The sequence below is a fragment of the Bacteroidota bacterium genome (assembly GCA_016706865.1).
GTDB lineage: Bacteria > Bacteroidota > Bacteroidia > Chitinophagales > BACL12 > UBA7236.
The window spans coordinates 1474781-1497377 of the sequence record JADJIS010000002.1 but is presented as its reverse complement, the minus strand read 5'-3'; the positions used below and the strand labels follow the sequence as shown (position 1 = coordinate 1497377).

Here is a 22597-nt window from a genome sequence, read left to right as displayed (position 1 = left end):
TTTATCTTCACCACATAATGGACAAACATTATAAAGGGCTACTCCTCCTTCTTTGTGTAATATTGGTCATCGCCTCATGCAGGCGAAGCCTTGATACGGGTTGGGATACAAGATATCTGACTCCAATTGTAACCGGTGAACTTACCATTTACGATCTCGTACCCGACACTCTAACACAATTTGAGGACGACGAGAGCGTCACCCTCGTTTACAAAAGCGAATTACTCAACTACGATCTTACTCAGGAAGCCATAGAAATTCCAGATACGGCAGTGGAGGTTTACGTTTCCCTCGATTCTCTCACTTTGGAGGACCAGGAAATGGAAGTTTCGATTTCTCTTGGCCAGATCGCAATTGACCTCGGTTTTCCTATCGGAACACTTATTATTTTATCTAATGGAGACTCCGCAGTCTTAGCTCCGCTTACCGGACTTTCCACCGATCCAACTCCTATTGATGCAACAAGTTTTTTTGAAACTGCAACCTTTAGTCAAGGGTCTTTGAGCGTTTCTTTAGCTAATGGTTTACCTGTCGATCTCGATACCGTTGTTTTGAAACTGACAAATTTTACCGATGGCGCACTGATTATGCAGGACACTTTCTTTTTAGTTCCTGCAACAGGTGTACCTGTCGTTATTACTAAAAACCTCGCGGGTATGACAGTGGAAGGAAATATGATCGCTGAGATATTAAATTTTAATACCCCCGGTAGCGGAGAAGATTCTGTTTTTATAGATACCAGCGATGCACTATTTATTCAATTTACTGCATTCGATATGGAATTGTTGGAGGCCACTGCGGTTTTTCCCGAACAAAATCTTATCAATAGTGCCAACGACGTGGAATATGATATGGGCGGACCAGAATTTACCATGATGGGGATTGAAAGCGGGCATGTTGTTGTTTATGTAGTGAATAGTATTAATGATACCATTGAAATTGTTTATGATATTCCGGGTGCAATTGGTCCGGATGGATCTTCTGTGCATATAGTTAGTAAGGTTGCACCAAATGATACTTTAGATGAACCCTTTGATCTGCACGGATATACAATTGATCTGCGTGGGAGTTCAGGTGATAGGGTAAATACTTTTTTTCAGGCATTAAGTGCGAGTATTAATTATACCGGTGTTGCAACCCATATAACTCTCGCCGATAGTTTGCGTGTTATTTATGGTTTGGAGGATATTGTTCCAAACGAATTGCGTGGATATCTCGGCCAATATGATGTAATTGTTGCTGACACTACTGATGGTATTAATGTATTTGATCAATTTACCGATGGTGTTGTTGAATTCGGTCAGATCAATGTTGATCTTGAAATTGCAAATGGATTAGGGGCCGGCGGTACTGTAATAGTAAATAGTTTAGGTGCCATGAATACCGAAACCGGCGAAGTAGTTTATCTCACTTGCAGTGAAGTGATTGGACAAACACTTCCTATCAGTCGCGCAATTGATAATCCTTATGCTCCGGGATATACTACCATATCATTAAATTCAGATAATTCGAATATTAATGATCTGTTGGAAATATTTCCTGATAAATTATTTTATGATGTTGTGATGCATGTTAATCCAAATGGAAATGAATTTAATTATCAGGATTTTGTGATCAGCACAAGCAAATTAAATATCAGTTTAAATTTAAATATGCCGCTCGAATTTTTTGCGAGTAATTTAACCTTAGAAAATGAATTTCCAGTTACAATAGATGCAGGTTCCGGTACTGATGGTGTAGGAAATATTAATCTTACCTTGTATGCCGATAATACTTTCCCTCTCGATGCAACTATAAATATTGTATTTATGGATGAGTTCGGAACAAAATTAGATTCTTTAAATTTTGGAGGAAATAAAATTAATCCCGGAATTTTAGCTGCAGATTGTCGCGTACATGAAGTTACCATAACTGAAATGCATCAGGTTGTTGATGGAGCTTTAAAGGATGCCATACTGAATGCAAGCAATGCGATAGCTACCATAAAATTTAATACCGCCAGTATTCCCGATTGCAGTGATATCGTAAAAATTTATAGCGATTATGCTATGAAAATACAACTGGTAGGTGATATTAATTACACATTTTCAACCGCTGATTTTTAGTGATGCAGAGAAAACTTTTTATCCTTAGCAGTTTATTTTTAATAATTTTTACCGCTCAGGCCACACCCGATTCTATGGATGTAAAAATAGGGTCGGTGCAAACCACGGCTTCATCTACTACAATTTTCGGAATTTTTGATCCGCTAAATGTAAATTTTAACGGTAACAGAATTGCTGTTGTTGCTTTCAGCGATGTATATACTGCCAGCAATTGTTTCAGTGCATCTTTCATACAGAATTTCTTTGGGTCAGGATTTATTACTGAGGAAATGAAAGACAATGCAAGTGCTAAACTCACAAATCTCAACACCATAGGAGTAGATTTTTATAATGGTGTTTGGTTGATGATGGCAAGTAAAAGCAATTCAGATAATATCTTTTTAGCGGGAGTTGAATATAATTTTGAAGAATCCAGTCAATTTACCAGCGATCTTTTTCATCTTGTATTTTATGGTAATTACGATTATCAAAATATTAATGCCCAATTAACCGATTCCAAATTCAGTTTAACAAGTGTAATGGAATATAAGGTGGGGATGATGAAATTATTTAATGATAGTTATAATTCTTTTAAGGTAGGCGCTACAGTTGGCTTAGTACAAGGATTATCTGGGTTGGATATAAAGACAAGATACGGCACCTTATTCACTGCTCCTGATGGGCGATATCTGGATCTGGAATACGATTTTGATATTCATACCTCCGGCGAAAATAAACCTTCTCTCACATCATTTACAGGCGCCGGATTTAGTTTTGATGTTTTCGGTCAGGCATATTTTCAAGATCCAGAAATTTCTATCAATGTAATGATGAATGATATTGGTGCTGTTTTTTGGAATAAGGATCCATTGCAATATTCAGGAGATTCCACCTTACATTTTGAAGGAATTGAAATTAATAATCTTTTTTCCGCAACCGATTCCGCTGCTACCGGAAATACCGATTCACTTTTAGAAATAATTGGAATTCAAAAGGGCGAAAAAATATTTAGTCAGGCATTACCTTCCCGATTAAATGTTAGTATCTCAAAAAATATTGGAAGCTCTATGTATATTACTCTAGGCACACAATATATGTTTAATACTCCTTACAAACCTTTAATATTTGTTCAGGGAGGAAAAACATTTAATAATATTCAAACTACAATTTCTGCAAATGCACATGTTGGTGGATATGGCTCCTTTAATGCGGGATTAGATATTAAAAAACGATTTGGAAATTCCATTGAACTTAAAGTTGGCTCCAATAGTATTCTTGGATTAGTTGCGCAGGATGCGTTTACCGGGATTGGTGGGTATGGGAGTTTGACGGTGATGTTTTAGCCCCATCTCTTATCTTCCCCAAAGGGGAAGATGTTTCTTTTGCGATTTTTCATAGTTTCTGCTAAATAAATTACTTCGGAATTTTTTCGGGTACATTCCTACGTATTATACATTCATTCCTTCATTCGCATTCGGGCCTCATCTTTTATCTTCCCCATGGGGAAGACATTACCTTTTCGGTTTTTCAAAGTTTCTGCTAAATAAATTATTTAGCAATTTTTTCAGGCACAATCCTTCGAAATAAATTATAAGTAAACCCAAAAAGTACACATGTGATATATTAATTTTCAGGTGGCAATTCATTCTTTCATTCCTTCATTCGCGTCTCGCGATATTCATTCTTTCATTTTTAACTTCTTCTCATCCATGATCTTAATATTCAAATCATCATAAAAATATTTATCAAAAGTTCTGTTGGAAGATGTTGGGTATCGAAGTAATTTAATAATGAACCAGATGATCATTACCATTCCTAAAATATAAAGAATGATAAACAATTGCCAAAAAATAGTAATGAAACTTGCAACTGCAAATGCTGCAAACATCAATAAACCAATTATTAATTTTATTCGCTTATTCATGATCTTTCATTTTATTCATTATGGTAGGCCAATACCTGTGCCATTATTTTAAAAATCAATCTGGATATAGATGTACAGGCATTTACAGCCAAAATAATACTATGGGCAGGGAAAATATTCCACAACAAATTTTTGATAAAAGTGGGGAATAATGGGCTAAAAACACCTCATGAGCGGACATAAGATTTATATTTGCACCCATGTCTCAAATTTTAACCACAGATGTTTTTATTCTTGGTGCAGGACCGGGAGGTGCGGTTGCTTCGCTTTTTTTAGCTAAGGAAAAGATCAATTGTGTATTGGCGGATAAGGCGATATTTCCCCGCGATAAGATCTGTGGTGATGCATTGAGCGGAAAGGTGGTGGAGATATTAAATCGTTACGATAAAAAATTGGTGGAAAAACTTTCGTTGGATCCCATTCAATTAAATTGTTGGGGAGTGACATTTGTTGCACCAAATCTTGATGAACTGAGCATCCCCTTCCGCAATAAACCTAAAAAAACAGATGAAGCCAGAGAAATCGCTCCGGGTTTTATTTCGAAAAGAATCGATTTTGATAATTTTTTAATTCAGGAAGTTAAAACTCATTCTTCCATTCAATTTTTGGAAGGCGTGGATATTTCCGGTTTTGAAAAAACAAAGGATGGATATATCTGCACATCCAAGGATGGAGAAATTATTGTCCACACAAAATTAGTGATAGATGCAAGCGGTGCACATTCGCAATTTGCAAGAAAAATTGGCGGTTTGGAAATGGAAAAGGATCATCACTGTGCCGGATTGCGGGTTTATTATAAAAATGTGACAGGTATGAAGGAAGGAAATTATATTGAATTACATTTTGTGAAAGATTTTCTTCCAGGATATTTCTGGATATTTCCTTTGGCAAATGGTGAATGCAATGTTGGGGTGGGAATGCGGTCAGATTATGTTGCAAAAAAACGCATCAACCTAAAAGAAGAAATGAACCATATCATAAAAAAATATCCACAGCTCAGCGAACGTTTTAAGAACGCAGAACCTGTGGATGAAATAAGAGGATATGGATTGCCGCTCGGCAGTAAAAAAAGGAAGATCAGCGGAGATAATTATATGTTAATTGGTGATGCAGCAAGTTTGATAGATCCGTTTACCGGGGAGGGAATTGGCAACGCAATATTAAGTGGATACACTGCAGCCCAGCAGGTAAAGGAAAGTCTGGCAGCAAATGATTTTTCGGCATCTGCATTAAAAAAATATGACGAGGCAATTTACCGCCGTTTGGGTGGAGAATTGCAATTGAGTTATCGCATGCAAAAACTCGTTAAGTACCCTTGGTTATTCAATTTTGTGGTGCGAAAAGCGAACAGAAATAAAACTTTACGCGAAACAATTATGGTAATGTTTGAAGATATCGACATTCGCGATCGTTTGAGAAAACCTTCATTTTATTTCAAATTGTTATTTTCGAGGTAAAATATACAAATATGAAAAAAATGATCTACCTCGTAGTAATGGCTGTAACGTTCAGTCTGGCTACATCTTGCGGAAGCAAAGACAAAGACAAAGGCGAAGACGACATGGAAGACATGACCTATGTGGTTCCCGCACAAATGACTTTCATTTCCTGATTTTCAGGTCCCCATGAAAACCCTTTTTTTTACAAAAATTTAGCAGTTTGCTAAGATTTTTGTAGTTAATTTTGCCTAAAATAATTTGATATGAAAAAACTAATTTATTCCCTGCTAATTACATCCAGTGCCATTTTAATGGTTTCTTGTGGTGGAAAAGATAAAAAAGATGGTGGTGATGATGATGATATCGACATGACCATGGCTGAACAATCTCCTTATCAACTAGCCAGTTATGTATCCTCCGATACTGCTAAACATTTTGGCAAAACCATCAGCTCCGAGGGAGGTGTAAATATTCAAAATTTGGCTGCAAATGAATCAACGGCCAATGGTTACACCGGAAAAGTTACCGGAAAGGTTACTTCCGTTTGTCAAAACAAAGGTTGCTGGATGACCATGGACGCCGGAAACGGTAAAACCATGATGGTTACTTTTAAGGATTATGGTTTTTTTGTTCCTAAAGACCTTGCCAGTGGCACAGTAGTTACCATGGAAGGCAAAGCAGAACTCAGAACCGTAACTGTTGACGAGCAAAAACATCTTGCAGGAGATGCAGGCAAATCTCAAACAGAGATCGATGCCATCACAACCCCTAAGCAGGAGTTGCGTTTCGTAGCTGACGGAGTGGTTATTCACTAAAATTTCCGCCCCTAACAAGGCTTTCGAACCAAAATATATTGGGGTGTTGAATAAAACTTTTCAACACCCCTTTTTTTTCCCCCTATTAACACCTATCTTTGCGACACTTTTGAAAAAAGGTGATTAAAAATTGTTCTTAAATCAACGGAAAGGAATTACATGGCGTTGGTGGGTTTCACTCCTTCCTCCTCTCTCCTTTCTCCTTTTTAAAGATTCCGTAGCTCAGTTGGTAGAGCATTACACTTTTAATGTAGTGGTCCTGGGTTCGAGTCCCAGCGGGATCACGCTAAACAGGTTTAAACCCTTGTAAATCAATGATTTACGAGGGTTTTTTAATTCTGGGGGAAACATAGGGGAAACATTTGGTTTTTGAAACTTCATTTGTAAAACAAATGTTCTTTTTTTATTGACGATGATTGAAAAAAATTTACGATGGAAGACATACAAATAATACATGGGCTCCAAGGCCTCGATTTATACAAATCAGAATTCCCAGAGATAATACATTTTATTGATTCATTAAAAGCATTTCCAGTACTGGCAGTTGAAATTCCTAAAGGTCATGCTATTTATAGAGCACGACCAACTGAAGCAGTAGATTTTACCACAAGTAAAGAAATGTCTTATAATCCTGTTTCTAAAAGTTTTGGAAGGTGCCACTTTCCAGGCTTGCCTGTATTTTATGGCTCTATTGCTTCAGAGGCTATTAAATACCCTATGTTAACAAATCTAGCCGAAGCATCCTTGATATTACGTGAAAAATTACCCACTGAGGGTGAATTTCAAATGACAGTAGGTAAGTGGCTTGTAGAAAAACCTTTTTGGCTGGTAGCTATTGTAAGTGACGTTGCCTCCAATCCAGAAAATATATCACAATTGAATCTTGCAGAATCCTTCGCTGAGAAACTGAAATCATATCCCGATCCTATTGCAGCCAAAGCAATTGGTGAATATTTTGCTTCAGAATTTGCAAAGGATCATATTACTTCCCAAAATGATTATAAGATTTCAGCAGCTATCGCTAATAAAATTTATAGTAATGGAGTTGGAGGTATTTTATATCCCAGTGTTCGTACTGAAGGTGCCGGATTTAATGTTGCTATTCTACCATTTGTTGCAGACGAATATCTCAAGTTGGTGGGAGTTGGAGTTCACACAGTTTATCATAAAAATTTGAAATCCGTAGTGGACAATGAGAAATTTGCATACGTTGAAAGTGATGGTACTTTCAAGCTTGAGAAAATGCAAACAGATCATTTGGGAAAGGAACTGGCATTGAAAATTCTTAAGGGCGAAGTGAGAATTAGCGATCATGCCAACAATCGTATGTACTAAAAATATTTATTCCTTTTCTCTGGAATTTTTTCTAAAATCTTTACCCTATGTAACATGTTTGATTCAAATCTTATCGCTTTATCTACTGACTGGAGATTTATTCGATTATTAGATAGAAAATATTCACCGACAAAATGAGCTTCTAATAAATTAAAATGATCATTCATATAGCAAAGTAGCATACAAGATTAATCCTCGTCTTTTATAATTTTTCCGACTAAAAATGCTTCACTGTTACAAATATTAAACTTTCCGTGAACAATACCCGAAATTTGCACATAATTCATTAATCTTACTATTGCTTTTTCTTCTGATATATTAATATCGTTCCATTCCGCCAGCCACCCTTCCTTGTCACTTTCAAAACTCTTTTTTGCCATCTCACGATCTACAGCTTTAATTTCAATCTTCAATATGTTGTTGAACCAGTCACTATTCTTCACTACTGATAACTCAAATGCCTTTTCAAAGTCACATGCAATAATAATATTTTCGATTGAGTCACTATATATTGGAATTACAGGAATTTCATCAAAATAACCTGATGTATCAACTTGAATCTTTTTATCCATATATTTCCAATAAGGGATAAAATAGCTCGATTCTTCTATTGAATCATCATAAGCAGCAATTGAATCCGTAAAGATAACTGAGGGCTTAAATCCCGTATTTTTCAGCTTTTGAATCATGTCATATACTGCATCATAAATTAAACCGTATTCTAAGGTAGGCGTATCTTTTAGCACCTTTGAAATAAACTCCTCATCGTTTTTATTGGCGATTTTACTACCTAAATCTTCAATTAGATGAATCTGCTGATACCCTTTCTCTATAAAATTACTTTTTGCCTTTAAATTCAAAACCCCTCCCAAATCCTCAGGTTGTTCATCCTCTTTGGCATCCCTCATATTTCCAAAATGTTCAAAAAGCTTAATAGATTTAATCGATGATATCCAAGATTCAAAAACACTTGTTTTAAATGCCAAGGTAAATTTTTCTTCGAGCGGTTGTTCGGCTATCTCCAATTCCATTGAAAATATGTAGCGATCTTTTAATTGCTTGAAAACATTTAATATCCAATTAAATCGCAATTGTAATTGCTCAATAGATTTACAATCAATTATTGCATTCCACTTGTCGTAAAAGTTGGTAGTATCTGAAAAATACTCTTTTATCGTATCGTAGATAAAATAGTAATTCCGATTGTTTTCAACCTTTTCAATATCTATCGATCCAGAATAATTCTTTTTTAACAAGAAAATAACAGTTCCTTTGGTTACCCAATCAGCGGCATCAGGAGGTGAATAAACATTCATTCCTGTCCTATCCATAAAATCCCATCCCTCAAGTCCTAAATACCCTTCAGTTACTTTTTCTCGGAGGATTGATAAATCATTAAATAGATCTTCAATTTTCTGGCTTGGCAATTTAATAAAAGATGTTCTTAATTCAACCTTTTCCTTTGAGGCCATTTTTATATCATATAAAAAGTATGTCCAATAATATAATGCAAGCATACTATGTCGATGCACTTCATCTATAAAAGTCTCTATTCTAATTTCATGTAGTAATGCATTATTTTCGCCACTATCTGCAAAGTTTCTATTCCGCAGTTGAGATATATTGTTATTACGGTGAAAATGCTGAACTATTTTATTAACTTCAGAAAAAGCTTTTTTAAGTTGTTCCTGGTCGAGGTCATCTAAAAGTGAATGCAGAAAAGTCAACATACTGAAATAAGACCAATAGATAAACTGATTTAAATGTTCTTTTTCTTGAATTGTTTTTGCACTATCAAAATTATAACCAATATTGTAAGCAACTAATGATTTATAATCAACACTTATTTCATGAACAATATCTTTTTGTATAGCCGGATTTACTTTACTATACCTATAAAAATCCCAAAAATAAAATATATAATTAGCAAACAAAGGTAAATTTCTCTCTTGAGCTGAATTAGATATAATTGAACTTATGAAAGATAAATATTTGAAAGGTATTTCCGAAGCACCCAATTTAAAAGACTCCTTCAATGCACGTCTTAGCCCGTCACCATAATCTTGTTGAATTATAGAGCTCAATTTAGGTAGCACTTGGCTTCTTGAATTTATCATTTTATTTCTAATTTCATTGCCTCCTCAAAATGACTAAGTATTTGACTAACGGATTTCAAATCCCCCAACTTAGTAGCCTCTAATAGTTTTTCATTTAGTGCAGTTCTCATTGATAAATATCGAGAATAATTTAATTTATGTGAAGTAAAGCTAAATGCCTGCTCGATTTTTCTTATTTGCGATACTGATAACTGCTCATCCTCAAATCTAAATGGGCTTAAATCCATATGCATGTAATCACCAATTTGGATTGTCTCAAAATAAAAAGTCTTATTCTTTAACATTTGGGGATTTTTTTGTCTCAATATCCGTACTAGCCGCTTCATATTAATATCCTTAAGGTAGTTACCTTGAGACAAAAGGGTCACGCTTGATCCATTAAATTTTGGAGGCAGTGATTTAATTGATAAACCCCCTATAGCGACCATATTATCCTTAAATACTTCAAAACTTGTATTAAATATTTTTTCTTTCAAAACTACATCCCGACAAATATTTAAATATTCTCTTAAACTTAACTCATTTAAGTAATTTGGTTCAAATATTTTAATAACCTTTGTAAATAAAATTACAATGCAAACAATGATGATGATAATTAATACTGATATAATCTCGACAGCATTTACAAATATCAATTCTGACAAAGTATTCCGGAGAAACGATAAAGTAATTAAAAATATAACTACGCTAAAAACAAAATAGGTTAGCGGGTATAAATATGTGGCCGTAAATAATAGCTCATAGTTTGATTTAGTTTTTTCCTTTAGATTATTTATCATTAGCCCAATTACAACAAAGGAAACCCCAATAATTGCAGCGGTATTAGTAATCCTTTGATCCACAATTAAACTCGCTGTATTTCTATCCATATTAATAATAAAAAGCCACTCGTAGCGCTTCAAGTAAATTGAAATAAATGATAATGAAATAAGCAAGCCCGTAATGATAAATATTACAAAGTAACTCCTATAACTACAAATATATGCCCGTATCTTTTCTCTCCTTTGGATAACTTTAAGCTTTGTGTAATTGCCTTTATAGCGCTTTCCTAATTCAATATCTGTTAATTTAGACAATTTCATTTTTATAAAAGTGGGGTGTTTTAAATTTTAATTTTTTGAAAGTTAGGATATATTTTTGCATATCCCATTATAATATCGTTGATTTTATCAATTGCTGATAAGTATATATAATTTTTCCATTTTTCATTAAATCCTTCGAATTGACCATGCATCAAATCATTCCGATCTTCTTTAAATCGGCGAATTAAAAACTGCAATTCAGTTTTAATACTGATTCCTATACGTTTGTCAGAATCGCTCAGTAACGCAGGCGACAATTTTTTGAGATCATCCATGTGATTCTTCACAGTTGCTCTTATTGTATTGTCATCTTGTTCGTTTCCTTGTTCACTGAAAGAATTTAATTGCTGAGAAAATTTATTAATTGCTATTTCCAATTTTTGTTTAGCGTAAGTTGCCTTGGCCACTTTTTCCCTTGCCAGTTCGATTTGAGTGTCATGTGCAAATCCATATAGCGTAACCGCTTCAAATATTGAAATTTCTTTATCAATTTTCCAATCGGGTTTTATTATTACATTTTCCAAAGATTGAAAATTATCAATATAGTCATGTACCTGTTCAAGTGTCATATTTGGATTTTGAAGTATTAATATTTTCTTTGAAAAGGCTCTAATAATGCTTTCTGTAATAGATATTAAAAATAAATTACTGGCTATTAAATAACCGTTCTTTGCAAGGTCAATTGCTTCATGTATTAGTTTCGGGTAATGTTCAAAAGAAGCGTAATTTTTCAGTTCCAGAATATCTTTAAAAAGATGTCCAACAAGTAATTTCCAATTATCAGCTAATATTGTTGGACTTTTTTTGCCTGTTGCAATACTATTTCTTTCGCCAATAGAGAGATATTTGAGCCAATTAATATCATAAATAATACTTCCTGGCACCCCAAATGCTGATATTCGTGCATTAAACATAAATTCCGGTCCAAAAAAAGTGTCAGTTAAAAAGTCAACAGATAACCCCTTGCAATATTGATCTAATGCATGTTCGTTTTTTAATTCAAAATTAATTTCTTTAATAATGTTTTCAATAGCATTAATATTACTTTCAATTGTTTTGTTCTCCCATGTCGCTTTCCTTCGTTTCTTAAACTCTTTATTTTCTTTAAGAATTTTCGAAGCAAAAGATTTAAATTTCTTCAATTGCAAAATCCTAAGATGTTTTAATTTATTTAATTCAGCGGATGTATTATTTTTCATAAAATAAATATATTTTTCTATGGCAAATTGTCCTATTTACGTATTGCTATTTTTACTATACATAAAATACCATATACACCCAATGAAAAAAGGTAAATATACCATTAAATATAATATTAATTAGGCTATAAAGGCTTATCCTACAGGTAGTTAGGTTCTCAAATTTTTAGTTATCTTTACTTTCCTAAAAACAGCCTATGAAACAAGCCTTTTCTATACTTTGTGTTATCATAGTTACTTCATCAGTTTTCTCTCAAGCCCCAGCAATCCAATGGCAAAACACCATAGGTGGTAACTCCGATGATGAGCTTTACTCTGTCCACCAAACCGTTGATGGTGGTTATATCCTGGGCGGAACTTCCAAATCGATCATTTCAGGAGATAAAACTGAAGGTCACCAGGCACAGGACTATTGGGTTGTAAAACTCAATTCTAGTGGCCTAATTGAATGGCAAAATACAATTGGTGGAAGTTCGGACGATTATCTTGAATGTGTCCAGCAAACATCAGATGGGGGATACATTTTAGGAGGTTATTCAAACTCCAATATTTCAGGAGATAAAACGGAAAATTCTGTTGGTAGTTTCGATTATTGGGTAATAAAATTGAACTCATCAGGTAGTATAATATGGCAAAATACAATTGGTGGCGCTTTGGAAGATAAACTTCACTCAATTCAACAAACTTCTGATGGGGGATATATTTTGGGAGGTGAATCCAAATCTGATATTACAGGTGATAAAACAGAGAACAATTTTGGAAGTTCTGATTATTGGGTTATTAAAATTAATTCAACAGGCGGAATTGTTTGGCAAAATGATATTGGTTCATTTTCAGATGAATATTTAAATTCAGTAAAACAGACTTCAGATGGAGGATATATTTTAGCAGGTTACACTAATTCAGGAATAGCAGGAGATAAAACTGAAAATTCACTTGGTGGTACAGATTATTGGGTTGTAAAATTAAATTCCTCCGGTGTTATTGAATGGCAAAATACAATTGGGGGAAGCTCTGAGGACAATTTATTTTCTGCAGAACAAACAACTGATGGGGGATATATTTTAGGTGGATGGTCTTATTCGGGAATTTCAGCCGATAAAACGGATGCAACCAATGGTAATTATGATTATTGGATAGTTAAAATTAATTCCCTTGGTAACATTCAGTGGCAAAATGGAATTGGTGGCTCAGATGCCGATTATTTATATTCAGTTCAACAAACTACTGATGGGGGTTATATCCTTGGTGGTTATTCCCGTTCGGTAATCTCTGGAGATAAAGCTGATCCCAAAATTGGCGGGAATGACTATTGGATCCTAAAACTTAATTCCACTGGAACAATCATTTGGCAAAATGCAATTGGAGGTAGTGCAGGGGATTTGATTCAATCGCCACATACGCTTGAACAAACCGTTGATGGAGGATTTGTTGTAGGGGGATATTCGTCTTCAAATATATCAGGTGACAAAACGGAAAATTCAATGGGCAGTACGGATTATTGGGTAGTTAAATTAATAGGTGATTCAATTTTAATTTGCGAAGTTCCTTCAGCATTATTTACAGATAATATTACTTCAACAACTGCTAAAGTTCATTGGAATAATGTGCCAACTGCTGATTCGTATAAAGTTTTTTATCGTGTAACCGGGGCAGGAGCATGGACAAAAAAAACAGCAACATCTAATTTTAAAAACCTGCCAGGATTAATGCCATCAACCACCTATGAGTGGAAAGTAAGAAGTAATTGTGGAGTTGAATCAAGTGATTTTTCAGCTATTGAAACATTTACGACATTGCCGATGAAAGAAGGAGAACTGAATAGTGATTTAATTAATATCTATCCAAATCCAACAAACGGAAATCTACTAATCGATTTCGAAAATAATTTAGAAGGATCTGCTATTATCACCATAATAAATATTGCAGGTATACAAATCCTTAATTTAAACCAAAATATATCAAATGGAATTTTAGAATTGGATTTTAGAAATAATGCATCTGGGATTTATATTATTAAAGTGAATCATAATGGGTGTGAATATATTCAAAAAATAATAAAAGAATAGTGAAAAATATATTTTTAATATCTGCAATAATTGTTACTAAATTTTCATTCTCTCAAGCTCCAGAAATTGAATGGGATAATACAATTGGGGGCAGTGGAAGTGATGACCTTTATAGTATTGATATCACTTTTGATGGTGGCTATATTTTAGCTGGTTATTCCGGTTCAAATATTTTTGCCGATAAAACAGAACCAAATATTGGATTGTTGGACTATTGGATTGTAAAACTTGATAGTTTGGGAAGTATAGAATGGCAAAATACTATTGGTGGAGATAATACAGATAAACCGACATGCATTAAACAAACCTCAGATGGCGGATTTATCGTTGGTGGCTATTCAGATTCGGGAATATCAGGGGATAAAACAGAAGCAAATATTGGAAGCTACGACTACTGGATTCTAAAGTTAGACAGCCTTGGCAATATTATGTGGCAAAATACAATTGGTGGAACATCATCTGATATTTTAAATGATATTATTCAAACTAAAGATGAAGGATATATTCTGGCTGGATCTTCATCCTCAGAAATTACTGGTGATAAAATAGAGGGTAATTTGGGCGAGACTGATTATTGGGTGGTAAAACTTGATTCGTTAGGAAATATTACTTGGCAAAATACTATTGGTGGCAACCGTCATGATGGGTTATATAGTATAAAGAATACTTTAGATGGTGGATACATTTTAGCTGGATATTCAAAGTCTGATATGTCGGTCGATAAAACTGAAAATTGTATTCTGCGAATAGACGGAATTCCTACTTCAGATTATTGGGTAGTTAAAATTGATGCTAGTGGAAATATTGAATGGGATGAAGTGATCGGTGGTAATTGGGATGATGTCTTAATCGATATAGAATTATGTAATGATGGAAGTTATATCCTTGGTGGGGTTTCTAAGTCGGAAAGTTCCGTAGATAAAATTGAAGATTCTTACGGTTTGGATGATTATTGGATAGTAAAAATAAATGACTTGGGTGTGATTCAGTGGCAAAAAATTTTAGGAGGGACTTCTGAAGATTATTTTACTGCTGCAACATATACATTTAATAAAGGATATATTGTTACTGGCTATTCTTTATCGGGCGTAACAGGAAATAAAACTGATGCAAATATAGGTGTTGATGATAATTGGATTGTTAAATTGGATAGTGTTGGAAATATTACTTGGCAATCAGTGATCGGTGGAAGTGATTACGATAGACCTTTATCCATTCGACAAACACCTGATGGTGGTTATATCACTGGTGGATGGAGCAGTTCGAATACGTCTGTTACAAAAAGTGAAGATAATATTGGTAATAGCGATTTTTGGATAATTAAACTATTGCCGGATGAAGATTGTGTCATTACTATGTTTTATGCTGATTCAGATGGAGATGGATTTGGAAATAATCTCGACCATGTATTGTCATGTTTTTTACCTACTGGATATGTTTCAAATAATACAGATTGCAATGATTTAAATGCAGCCATAAACCCGGTTGCAATCGAAATTTGCAATTTAATTGATGATAATTGCAATTTCATTATTGATGATGGGCTTCCCCTTTATAATTATTTCTATGACGGAGATACCGATGGATTTGGTGACCTTTTAATCGAGATTATAATATGCAATGATATTCCGCCAACAGGTTATGTAATTGACAGTACAGATTGTGATGATACTGATGATTTAATTCATGAATCGATATTATATTATGCAGATACGGATGGTGATCTTTATGGAGATGAATTAAATTCAGATTTTTTCTGCACCATTTTTCCGCCTACTGGATATGTAATAAATAATCTAGATTGTAATGATGCTAATAGTTTAATTAATCCATTATCAAATGAAACCTGCAATAATATTGATGATAATTGTAACTCCGAAATAGATGAAGGGCTTCCCACTCAAACATTATTTATAGATGCCGATGGTGATAATTATGGAAACCTCTTAATTGATTCTATCACTTGTTTTTTTGAAATTGACGGATATGTTTTGGATAATACGGATTGTGATGATACAAACCCTGATATTTATCCTGGAGCAGAAGAAATATCAAATGGTATTGATGATGATTGTAATCAATTAATAGATGAAGGAATATCTATAAACGAAACTATTTTAAATTCGATCGAAGTCTATCCGAATCCGACGGAGGAAATTTTATTTGTTGAATATACAGGTTATGAGGTATCAACAATGGAGATCATTAACATTTCGGGACAAATTTTGTGGAAGGATAATATTGTTTCCGCGCTTACAGAAATTGATGTAAGTAAATTTACGTCTGGTATTTATTTGTTGAAAATTAAAACCTCAGATGGAGATGTAATTGGAAAATTTGTGAAAGAATAAATTATAATAAAGACTGCCTTAAATGGCTCACATCAATAAAGGTTATTCAACACGTCGATTTAGAATCAGGTGTCGGTACATAACGCTATTAATTCCTAAATTTAGTATCTTTGATTATTAAGTGTTTATGAACCGGTTATTACTTATTTCTCTCGCTGTTTTTTGCAAGATTACTGTTTGTAATTCACAAGTAGTAGATATTGTTTGGGAAAAAAGTTTTGGCGGTTTCAACAGTGATGAAGGGTTTGCAATTTGCGGGGCAGTGGATTCTGGGTATGTTTTTCTTGGATACTCTGCTTCTTCAGATGGGGATGTTACTTTTAATGCAGGTCAACATGATGTATGGGTTGTCCATACTGATGTTGATGGTAATATTATCTGGCAAAAAAGTTATGGAGGATCTGGTAATGACGAAGGTCTTTCAATTATAAAAACAGTTGACTCAGGATATGTGATAGGCGGAAGGACAATTTCTTCAGACGGGGATGTCGGAATTAATTATGGAAATAATGATTGCTGGATCATTAAATTAAATTCTGATGGCGATTTGCTTTGGAATAAAGTTATTGGTGGGAGTTTAGGGGAGGAAGCAATATCAATAATTCAAGTATCGGATGGAGGGTTTATTTTTACCGGATATAGTAATTCTGATGACGGGATTTTTTCAGATCATATCGGCAGCACGGAATATAAAGACCTGATTATTGTAAAATTAAATTCAGAGGGAGAAACAGAATGGTCAAACAGTTATGGTGGTTACAGTGATGACAGAGGCTATAAAATAATTCAGATTGCTGATTCAAACTATGTGGTAGTAGGTGCTACTGAGATTGCCTTTGCCACAAATTATTGGATTATAAAAATTGATCCAGAAGGCAATTTATTGTGGGAAAAAGATTATGGTGGGTCAGAAGATGAAATTGCATTTGCTGTTGCAGAAATTAATCCGAACAGATTAGTGGTAACTGGCGAAGCAGAATCCTCAGATGGTGATATTACAGAAGCTCATGGCTCTAATGATGCCTGGACAATTATGCTGAATGCGACTGGTGATCTTATTTGGGAGAAAGCCTTAGGGGGTACCCACGGAGAAACTGGTAAAGAACTTTTAACTCATTCAGACGGTTCAATAACTATAGCCGGGTGGGCGGGTTCTGATAATAACGGAGATGTTTATGGTCATCAAGGCCTTCCGGGTCATGGTGATTATTGGATTATAAATTTAGATTCTTCTGGCATAATTCGCTGGCAAAGATGTTTAGGCGGGTATGAAAGTGATTTTGCAAATGCCGCCCTACTTGCTTCCGATTCTTCTATTTTATTAACAGGCTATGCATTGTCAGATGACGGTGATGTAACAGGACATCACGGCGAGCCGGGGCCATTTTCTGGACCTGATGCATGGAGTCTCAAAGTTAAAGTCAATTGTAACCTCTTGGCTTATTATCCCGATACAGATGGGGATTCTTTCGGTGCGAGTGGTGGTTACATTTATAGCTGTATAGATACTTTAGGTTATGTATTTAATAATACTGACTGTGATGATGCAAATGCAGAAATAAATCCTGCCATATTAGTAGATCCTTGTAATAGTATAGATGACAATTGCAATGGTGTTTTTGATGAAGATGCATTATTTTTAACTTGGTATATCGATGCTGATTCTGATGGATATGGTAATGGCTCTGTTTTTACAAATTCTTGCCTTGAATTTATTGCAGGCTACGTTTTAGATTCCACCGATTGCAATGATACAAACCCTGATATTTATCCTGGAGCAGAAGAAATATCAAATGGTATTGATGATGATTGTAATCAATTAATAGATGAAGGAATATCTATAAACGAAAATATTTTAAATTCGATCAAAGTCTATCCGAATCCGACTGTGGATATTTTATTTGTTGAATATGCAGATTATGATGTAGCAACAATTGAGATCATAAACATTTCGGGACAAATTTTGTGGAAGGATAATATTGTTTCCGCGCTTACAGAAATTGATGTAAGTAAATTTACGTCTGGTATTTATTTGTTGAAAATTATTACATCGAATGGTGAAGCAAGTTTGTATTTTGTAAAGGAATAATAATTTTTTGAATGTTATTTGTCTGATTTATTAATGCTTCTAATGTAAACAACCATTAAAATAGTAAAGTTTTAACCGTGAAGAAACTTACAATTTATATAATTTTCATTATCCCATTTATCTGTAGTAAATATGCGGCGGGACAATGGGTACGAATTTCCGATTTGCCAAATAGTTCATTTTTAGACTTATATTTTATAGATGACACAATTGGGTTTACTGTTGGTCATGAGTTTATTTACAAAACAATAGATGGTGGATATACTTGGGAAACAACTCAATTAGGTGAACCAACTGATATAGTGTATGAATTTGATTTTATAAATAGAGACACAGGTTTTATTGTTGGTGATGTTTCAGGTACTCGGGCTTTCTATACATATGATAAAGGCGAAACATGGAATACAATTGGGCCATATTCCTTTAGCTCCGAAATAGCAATTATTAATTCCAATGAATTTATGTGGTCTAATAGGGAGAAAACTTTTTATGTGTATAAGAAAATTGTAAAAATTGAATAATAGAAAAAGGAAATTTTCGTTGCAACAATATTCCGGAATGGCTGGGGTATTGTTGCTTATGCATTCTGATTTAAGCGCTCAGGCAATATATACGGACATCGACCCGGATATTGTCTTGCAATTTGATGATGAAACTACAGGGGTAGATATGGATAATGATGGTGATTTTGATTTTGCTTTTTTTAAATTAAGTTATTACTGGACAAGCACTTTTTCTACTGACTATGAATTCAGGCATGCGCTTTGGTGCGGACCCTATGGCTCTCCTGAAAATGAAATTGCTGGTGAATCAGTCACCAATGGCGCTGGTGGAGGCACGAGCTATTTCCCATTCGCATTTGAGTCGGGAAGTCTCATTAATAATGGACTTGATTTTCAATATTGGGGTTATCAAAAAATGGGCAGCGGCTTTTATGATATCCTAAGCTCTGATTGGATTTGGCATTATGATAATGGTTTTTGGTCTCCCAATATAGATTCCTCATACTTAGGTGTCCGTTTTATTGGAAGCGATGAATGCCGTCATTACGGATGGATACGCTGTTCAACTGTGGATTCTGCCAAGACATTAATTATTCATGATTATGCTTATGAAATGAAATGCGAAACAAGTATTAAAGCAGGAGATAGAATTGGAGATACTAATGTAGTGGTCGGAGAGATAAATACTTTGAATGTAATGGTGTATAGTTTTGGAAATATAATCTATATCAAATTGAATGAGCAATTAAAAGATACTGAGATTCGAGTTTTTGACATAATGGGAAAAGAAATCTTTTTTGATGAGGTAATTAATCAATTTTCACAAATTGAACTAACTGAATCAAAAGGAATTTATTTTGTTGAACTAATTTCCGCAGAAAAAAAGTATACAAAAAAGATTTTTATAAATTAATTTAAAGCTTGTGTTTTCATGGGGATACCCGGCAAAGTCGCTAGATGGAGCCGGGTTTTTATTTATCCCACCTCCGAGCAGAATATATTGCTACGGATATTTTAAAAGAAAAAGAAAACGGAAAAAGAAAAAGAAAGTAGCTATTTCAGACTGACGATAGCTTGTAAAACAAGAAGCAACGGAATAAATCGTTAGCCATGTGCTGTGGGCTTTGTGTTTATGCCGGAAGTTCTTGTTTTACAACGAGAATGGCGTTGTGCAGTCTTACTGCGGTGTATTTTATTAATTAATTTAAATCTAAAAATAGTTTTTGTATCTATTTAATTTCTTGCTCAGTCATTTGTTTTTTCTTTCTATTTAAATACAAAAGATATTGTGCGTATCCTGGGGCCTTTCTTTTTATATAAGGAAGAAATTTATTAATAGATTTTTTACCTGTGTATATGCTTACAAAATTTTTCTTCATTTTATAAGTCAGAGGCAAACCACGAACCTTGGCAATTGCTATAAATATCTCAAATAATTCCCGATTGTTTTGAAACCCTTCTTTTTCTTCTGCTAAAGTGAAATTAAATTTAAGCATTTCCTCAAAAAAGTTAACTTTTGTAAAGAGCTTTTTAATTATCTGAAGTTGGTTCTGCAAAAAATAGGTTATTAGAGTTACTAAATTATCTGAATTTTTAACTGCAAAATTTTTAATTCCCTGTATCTTGAATAACTTATAATAAAAAAGTATAATTCCTTTATTCTGAGAGTATTTATAAAACATTTCACTTGTAACAGGGGTTTTTAGAATAACCTCCAATCCTTTTAACAAATATCCAGGTACTTCATTAACCTCTGCCTTGCCTAACGAATCAAAATGCTCTAATATAATTTGAATTGTGTCCTGCTCTTGTTGTTTTGGAAGATAACCAGCCCCCTTTATTATAAGATCTTTGAGTTTTGCAAGTTCATCATTTAATATTTCTATTAAGATTTTATGATTATACAAAACATTTTCGGGAGGTTTACCTACAATTACTGATTGCACTAAATCTGATAAATTACGTATTGCAGGTTGTAATGAATTGGTTAGGAAATAATAATAATCAACATCAAAACCTTTTAATTGTCCGATGGTATCTATAATATCCTTTTGTACTTTTAAGGCTGTCTCAATTGGTGTGACAAAACTGTTCTGATATGCTAATGGTATTTCAAATACCAAAATATTTGATCTGTCAGGGTCATGAAAGAACTTATGTATTCTGGCAAGCTGATCCCAATAGTTCAGGAGATCATTATTTAAGCTGATCGTAAGATTTTCAAAGGTTGATTGGTTCTGCATAAAATGAATTTTCACCAGGAAAGAGCATTTATTGGTCTTTTCCTGCATAAATTTAAGCAAAACACAGAGAATCCTAGAAGAATTGTATTTGACATTTGCAAAGGCTTATATAAGGGTTTGCAAATGCAAAAGTCAAAAGAAGCATTTGAATATCATTTTGAAGCATCCTTATCAGTAAAACTATCAAAGGTGGAATTAATGGGTTCTAGATAAAAAATCGCTTTTCTGTCAACTGACTTCTTTTTCAAATGACAAACTTCACCCTTGATATTTTCTAGTGTCACTTCCTGTTCTATAATTTCCTTAAGTCTTGTAGTTAAAATCCCCTCTTTACAATCTAATTCCTGCATTAGATATTCAAATAAATCAGTTTTATTCATTGGCAATCTTAACAAATCTGGTAAACAGTCTAGGATAGCCTCTGTATTTGCTTTCAGTCTTTTCTTGGCCAGATTTGATTTTATTACCTCCTGAGAGGCTAAAACCAAACCCCTTTTTATTTCTGAATATTCGGCATAAAAGGGATCATGTTTGCGTGATGTCCTGCACTTTAGATATGAAATTTTGATTAGTTCTAAAGGTTTGTTCTGACTATCCCTTTCAAACCCTATTTGAATAACAGTAGATGCTTTGTTCATTAATTCTGTCCCTAAATGACCTCGCGCTTTTTCAGCACTTCCTGGGTTTTCATGAATGAGGCAAATAAAGGTTACATTGAATTGATTTATATATAAATTCATCATATCAATTAATTTCATACTTTCTTTCGTGTCATTAAAATTTTCAATGCAGTCCGTTATTACATCAAGAATAATAACAATATGAGTGGAATATTTAGTCCTTACGTGTTCAATGTATTGTTTTAATGCCTCAAACCGGCTTTGTCTTGAAATTTCAAGTAGGGATATGCAATCAAAATTTTCCGGCGTAATTTCTATTGGGATGCCAGCTTTTTTTTGAATTTGTTGCATCATAAAAGGTAATTGGTCGCAGTGGTTTCTTTCTGTATCAACATAACAAATGGTATAATCCAGCGAAGGATCAGCATGAAATCCTAACATTTCCTCTGTTGGATCACCTTTTAATAAAATGGCACTACACATTCTTTCTGCCAAATGACTTTTGAATACTCCGGCTTTGCCCTGCACCAGATTAATAGTATTCATCTGAAATACAGGATTTCCATTTTGTGAAAGAAAAGGTTTGCTAAAAGTGATTTCTTTTTTACGTGCATTAATTAATTTATCACGTGTATTTAATATTTGAGTTAAATAGTCATTTTCCTGAGATTTTTCAATATGTATCGAAGGAGTTAACTTTTGATTTGGGTGAGGTATATCTAGCATT

The 22597-nt window shown here is 34.0% G+C and carries 16 protein-coding genes and 1 tRNA gene; 11 read left to right on the top strand and 6 right to left on the bottom strand.

Annotated features, from left to right (window positions below; genetic code table 11):
- Positions 1–17: 17 nt before the first annotated feature.
- Together IPI31_09260 and IPI31_09255 are read left to right on the top strand one after the other, a co-directional pair.
- On the top strand, positions 18–2105 hold the full coding sequence (locus tag IPI31_09260) for a hypothetical protein (GenBank protein ID MBK7568000.1): 2088 nt from the start codon (positions 18–20) through the stop codon (positions 2103–2105).
- Positions 2106–2107: 2 nt separating this feature from the next.
- Positions 2108–3427, top strand: coding sequence for a hypothetical protein (locus IPI31_09255; protein ID MBK7567999.1), 1320 nt, complete (start codon positions 2108–2110; stop codon positions 3425–3427).
- Positions 3428–3762: 335 nt separating this feature from the next.
- On the opposite strand, the gene IPI31_09250 is transcribed toward IPI31_09255, so the two are convergent.
- Positions 3763–4008, bottom strand: coding sequence for a hypothetical protein (locus IPI31_09250; GenBank protein ID MBK7567998.1), 246 nt, complete (start codon positions 4006–4008; stop codon positions 3763–3765).
- A gap of 209 nt (positions 4009–4217) precedes the next feature.
- Here IPI31_09250 and IPI31_09245 point away from each other — a divergent pair, with 209 nt between their 5' ends.
- From IPI31_09245 to IPI31_09230, 4 genes are all read left to right on the top strand, one after another.
- The gene (locus tag IPI31_09245) at positions 4218–5465 is read left to right on the top strand and encodes an NAD(P)/FAD-dependent oxidoreductase (protein MBK7567997.1); all 1248 of its coding nucleotides are present in this window, start codon (positions 4218–4220) and stop codon (positions 5463–5465) included.
- Positions 5466–5815: 350 nt separating this feature from the next.
- The gene (locus IPI31_09240; protein ID MBK7567996.1) at positions 5816–6262 is read left to right on the top strand and encodes a DUF4920 domain-containing protein; all 447 of its coding nucleotides are present in this window, start codon (positions 5816–5818) and stop codon (positions 6260–6262) included.
- Positions 6263–6473: 211 nt separating this feature from the next.
- Positions 6474–6546: transfer RNA gene (locus tag IPI31_09235), tRNA-Lys, on the top strand.
- Positions 6547–6694: 148 nt separating this feature from the next.
- Entirely contained in the window at positions 6695–7597 is a 903-nt protein-coding gene (locus IPI31_09230) for an RES family NAD+ phosphorylase (protein ID MBK7567995.1), read from the top strand.
- 188 nt (positions 7598–7785) lie between these two features.
- Here IPI31_09230 and IPI31_09225 read toward each other — a convergent pair whose 3' ends face one another.
- From IPI31_09225 to IPI31_09215, 3 genes are read right to left on the bottom strand one after another with little or no spacing between them, the layout of a single operon-like run.
- Positions 7786–9714 carry a hypothetical protein gene (locus tag IPI31_09225; GenBank protein ID MBK7567994.1) on the bottom strand — a complete coding sequence of 643 codons (1929 nt, stop codon included), beginning with the start codon at positions 9712–9714 and terminating at the stop codon, positions 7786–7788.
- On the bottom strand, positions 9711–10796 hold the full coding sequence (locus IPI31_09220) for a hypothetical protein (protein MBK7567993.1): 1086 nt from the start codon (positions 10794–10796) through the stop codon (positions 9711–9713). Before IPI31_09220 ends, IPI31_09225 begins: the two co-directional genes overlap by 4 nt.
- A 20-nt stretch (positions 10797–10816) precedes the next feature.
- A complete protein-coding gene (locus IPI31_09215; GenBank protein ID MBK7567992.1) occupies positions 10817–11995 on the bottom strand; it encodes a hypothetical protein in 1179 nt (392 codons plus the stop codon).
- A gap of 197 nt (positions 11996–12192) precedes the next feature.
- Here IPI31_09215 and IPI31_09210 point away from each other — a divergent pair, with 197 nt between their 5' ends.
- The 5 genes from IPI31_09210 to IPI31_09190 all read left to right on the top strand — a co-directional run bounded on the left by IPI31_09210 (position 12193) and on the right by IPI31_09190 (position 19920).
- The gene (locus tag IPI31_09210; protein MBK7567991.1) at positions 12193–14064 is read left to right on the top strand and encodes a T9SS type A sorting domain-containing protein; all 1872 of its coding nucleotides are present in this window, start codon (positions 12193–12195) and stop codon (positions 14062–14064) included.
- The gene (locus IPI31_09205; GenBank protein MBK7567990.1) at positions 14064–16415 is read left to right on the top strand and encodes a T9SS type A sorting domain-containing protein; all 2352 of its coding nucleotides are present in this window, start codon (positions 14064–14066) and stop codon (positions 16413–16415) included. The genes IPI31_09210 and IPI31_09205 overlap by 1 nt, the downstream gene beginning before the upstream one ends.
- Positions 16416–16542: 127 nt before the next feature.
- The gene (locus tag IPI31_09200; protein ID MBK7567989.1) at positions 16543–18504 is read left to right on the top strand and encodes a T9SS type A sorting domain-containing protein; all 1962 of its coding nucleotides are present in this window, start codon (positions 16543–16545) and stop codon (positions 18502–18504) included.
- 77 nt (positions 18505–18581) lie between these two features.
- Positions 18582–19025, top strand: a complete 444-nt coding sequence (locus IPI31_09195; GenBank protein ID MBK7567988.1) for a hypothetical protein — start codon at positions 18582–18584, stop codon at positions 19023–19025.
- The gene (locus IPI31_09190; GenBank protein ID MBK7567987.1) at positions 19018–19920 is read left to right on the top strand and encodes a T9SS type A sorting domain-containing protein; all 903 of its coding nucleotides are present in this window, start codon (positions 19018–19020) and stop codon (positions 19918–19920) included. The genes IPI31_09195 and IPI31_09190 overlap by 8 nt, the downstream gene beginning before the upstream one ends.
- Before the next feature lie 316 nt (positions 19921–20236).
- Here IPI31_09190 and IPI31_09185 read toward each other — a convergent pair whose 3' ends face one another.
- Positions 20237–21250 carry a hypothetical protein gene (locus tag IPI31_09185; protein ID MBK7567986.1) on the bottom strand — a complete coding sequence of 338 codons (1014 nt, stop codon included), beginning with the start codon at positions 21248–21250 and terminating at the stop codon, positions 20237–20239.
- A gap of 152 nt (positions 21251–21402) precedes the next feature.
- Positions 21403–22596: a hypothetical protein gene (locus IPI31_09180; GenBank protein MBK7567985.1), complete on the bottom strand. Its 1194-nt coding sequence runs from the start codon at positions 22594–22596 to the stop codon at positions 21403–21405.
- Between the last annotated feature and the right edge of the window lies 1 nt (position 22597).

Coding starts and splice junctions, on each gene's coding strand:
- IPI31_09250 (MBK7567998.1), bottom strand. CDS start 4,008: ATGAATAAGCGAATAAAATTAATAATTGGTTTATTGATGTTTGCAGCA.
- IPI31_09200 (MBK7567989.1), top strand. CDS start 16,543: ATGAACCGGTTATTACTTATTTCTCTCGCTGTTTTTTGCAAGATTACT.
- IPI31_09225 (MBK7567994.1), bottom strand. CDS start 9,714: ATGATAAATTCAAGAAGCCAAGTGCTACCTAAATTGAGCTCTATAATT.
- IPI31_09220 (MBK7567993.1), bottom strand. CDS start 10,796: ATGAAATTGTCTAAATTAACAGATATTGAATTAGGAAAGCGCTATAAA.
- IPI31_09210 (MBK7567991.1), top strand. CDS start 12,193: ATGAAACAAGCCTTTTCTATACTTTGTGTTATCATAGTTACTTCATCA.
- IPI31_09180 (MBK7567985.1), bottom strand. CDS start 22,596: ATGCTAGATATACCTCACCCAAATCAAAAGTTAACTCCTTCGATACAT.
- IPI31_09215 (MBK7567992.1), bottom strand. CDS start 11,995: ATGAAAAATAATACATCCGCTGAATTAAATAAATTAAAACATCTTAGG.
- IPI31_09240 (MBK7567996.1), top strand. CDS start 5,816: ATGACCATGGCTGAACAATCTCCTTATCAACTAGCCAGTTATGTATCC.
- IPI31_09255 (MBK7567999.1), top strand. CDS start 2,108: ATGCAGAGAAAACTTTTTATCCTTAGCAGTTTATTTTTAATAATTTTT.
- IPI31_09230 (MBK7567995.1), top strand. CDS start 6,695: ATGGAAGACATACAAATAATACATGGGCTCCAAGGCCTCGATTTATAC.
- IPI31_09260 (MBK7568000.1), top strand. CDS start 18: ATGGACAAACATTATAAAGGGCTACTCCTCCTTCTTTGTGTAATATTG.
- IPI31_09185 (MBK7567986.1), bottom strand. CDS start 21,250: ATGCAGAACCAATCAACCTTTGAAAATCTTACGATCAGCTTAAATAAT.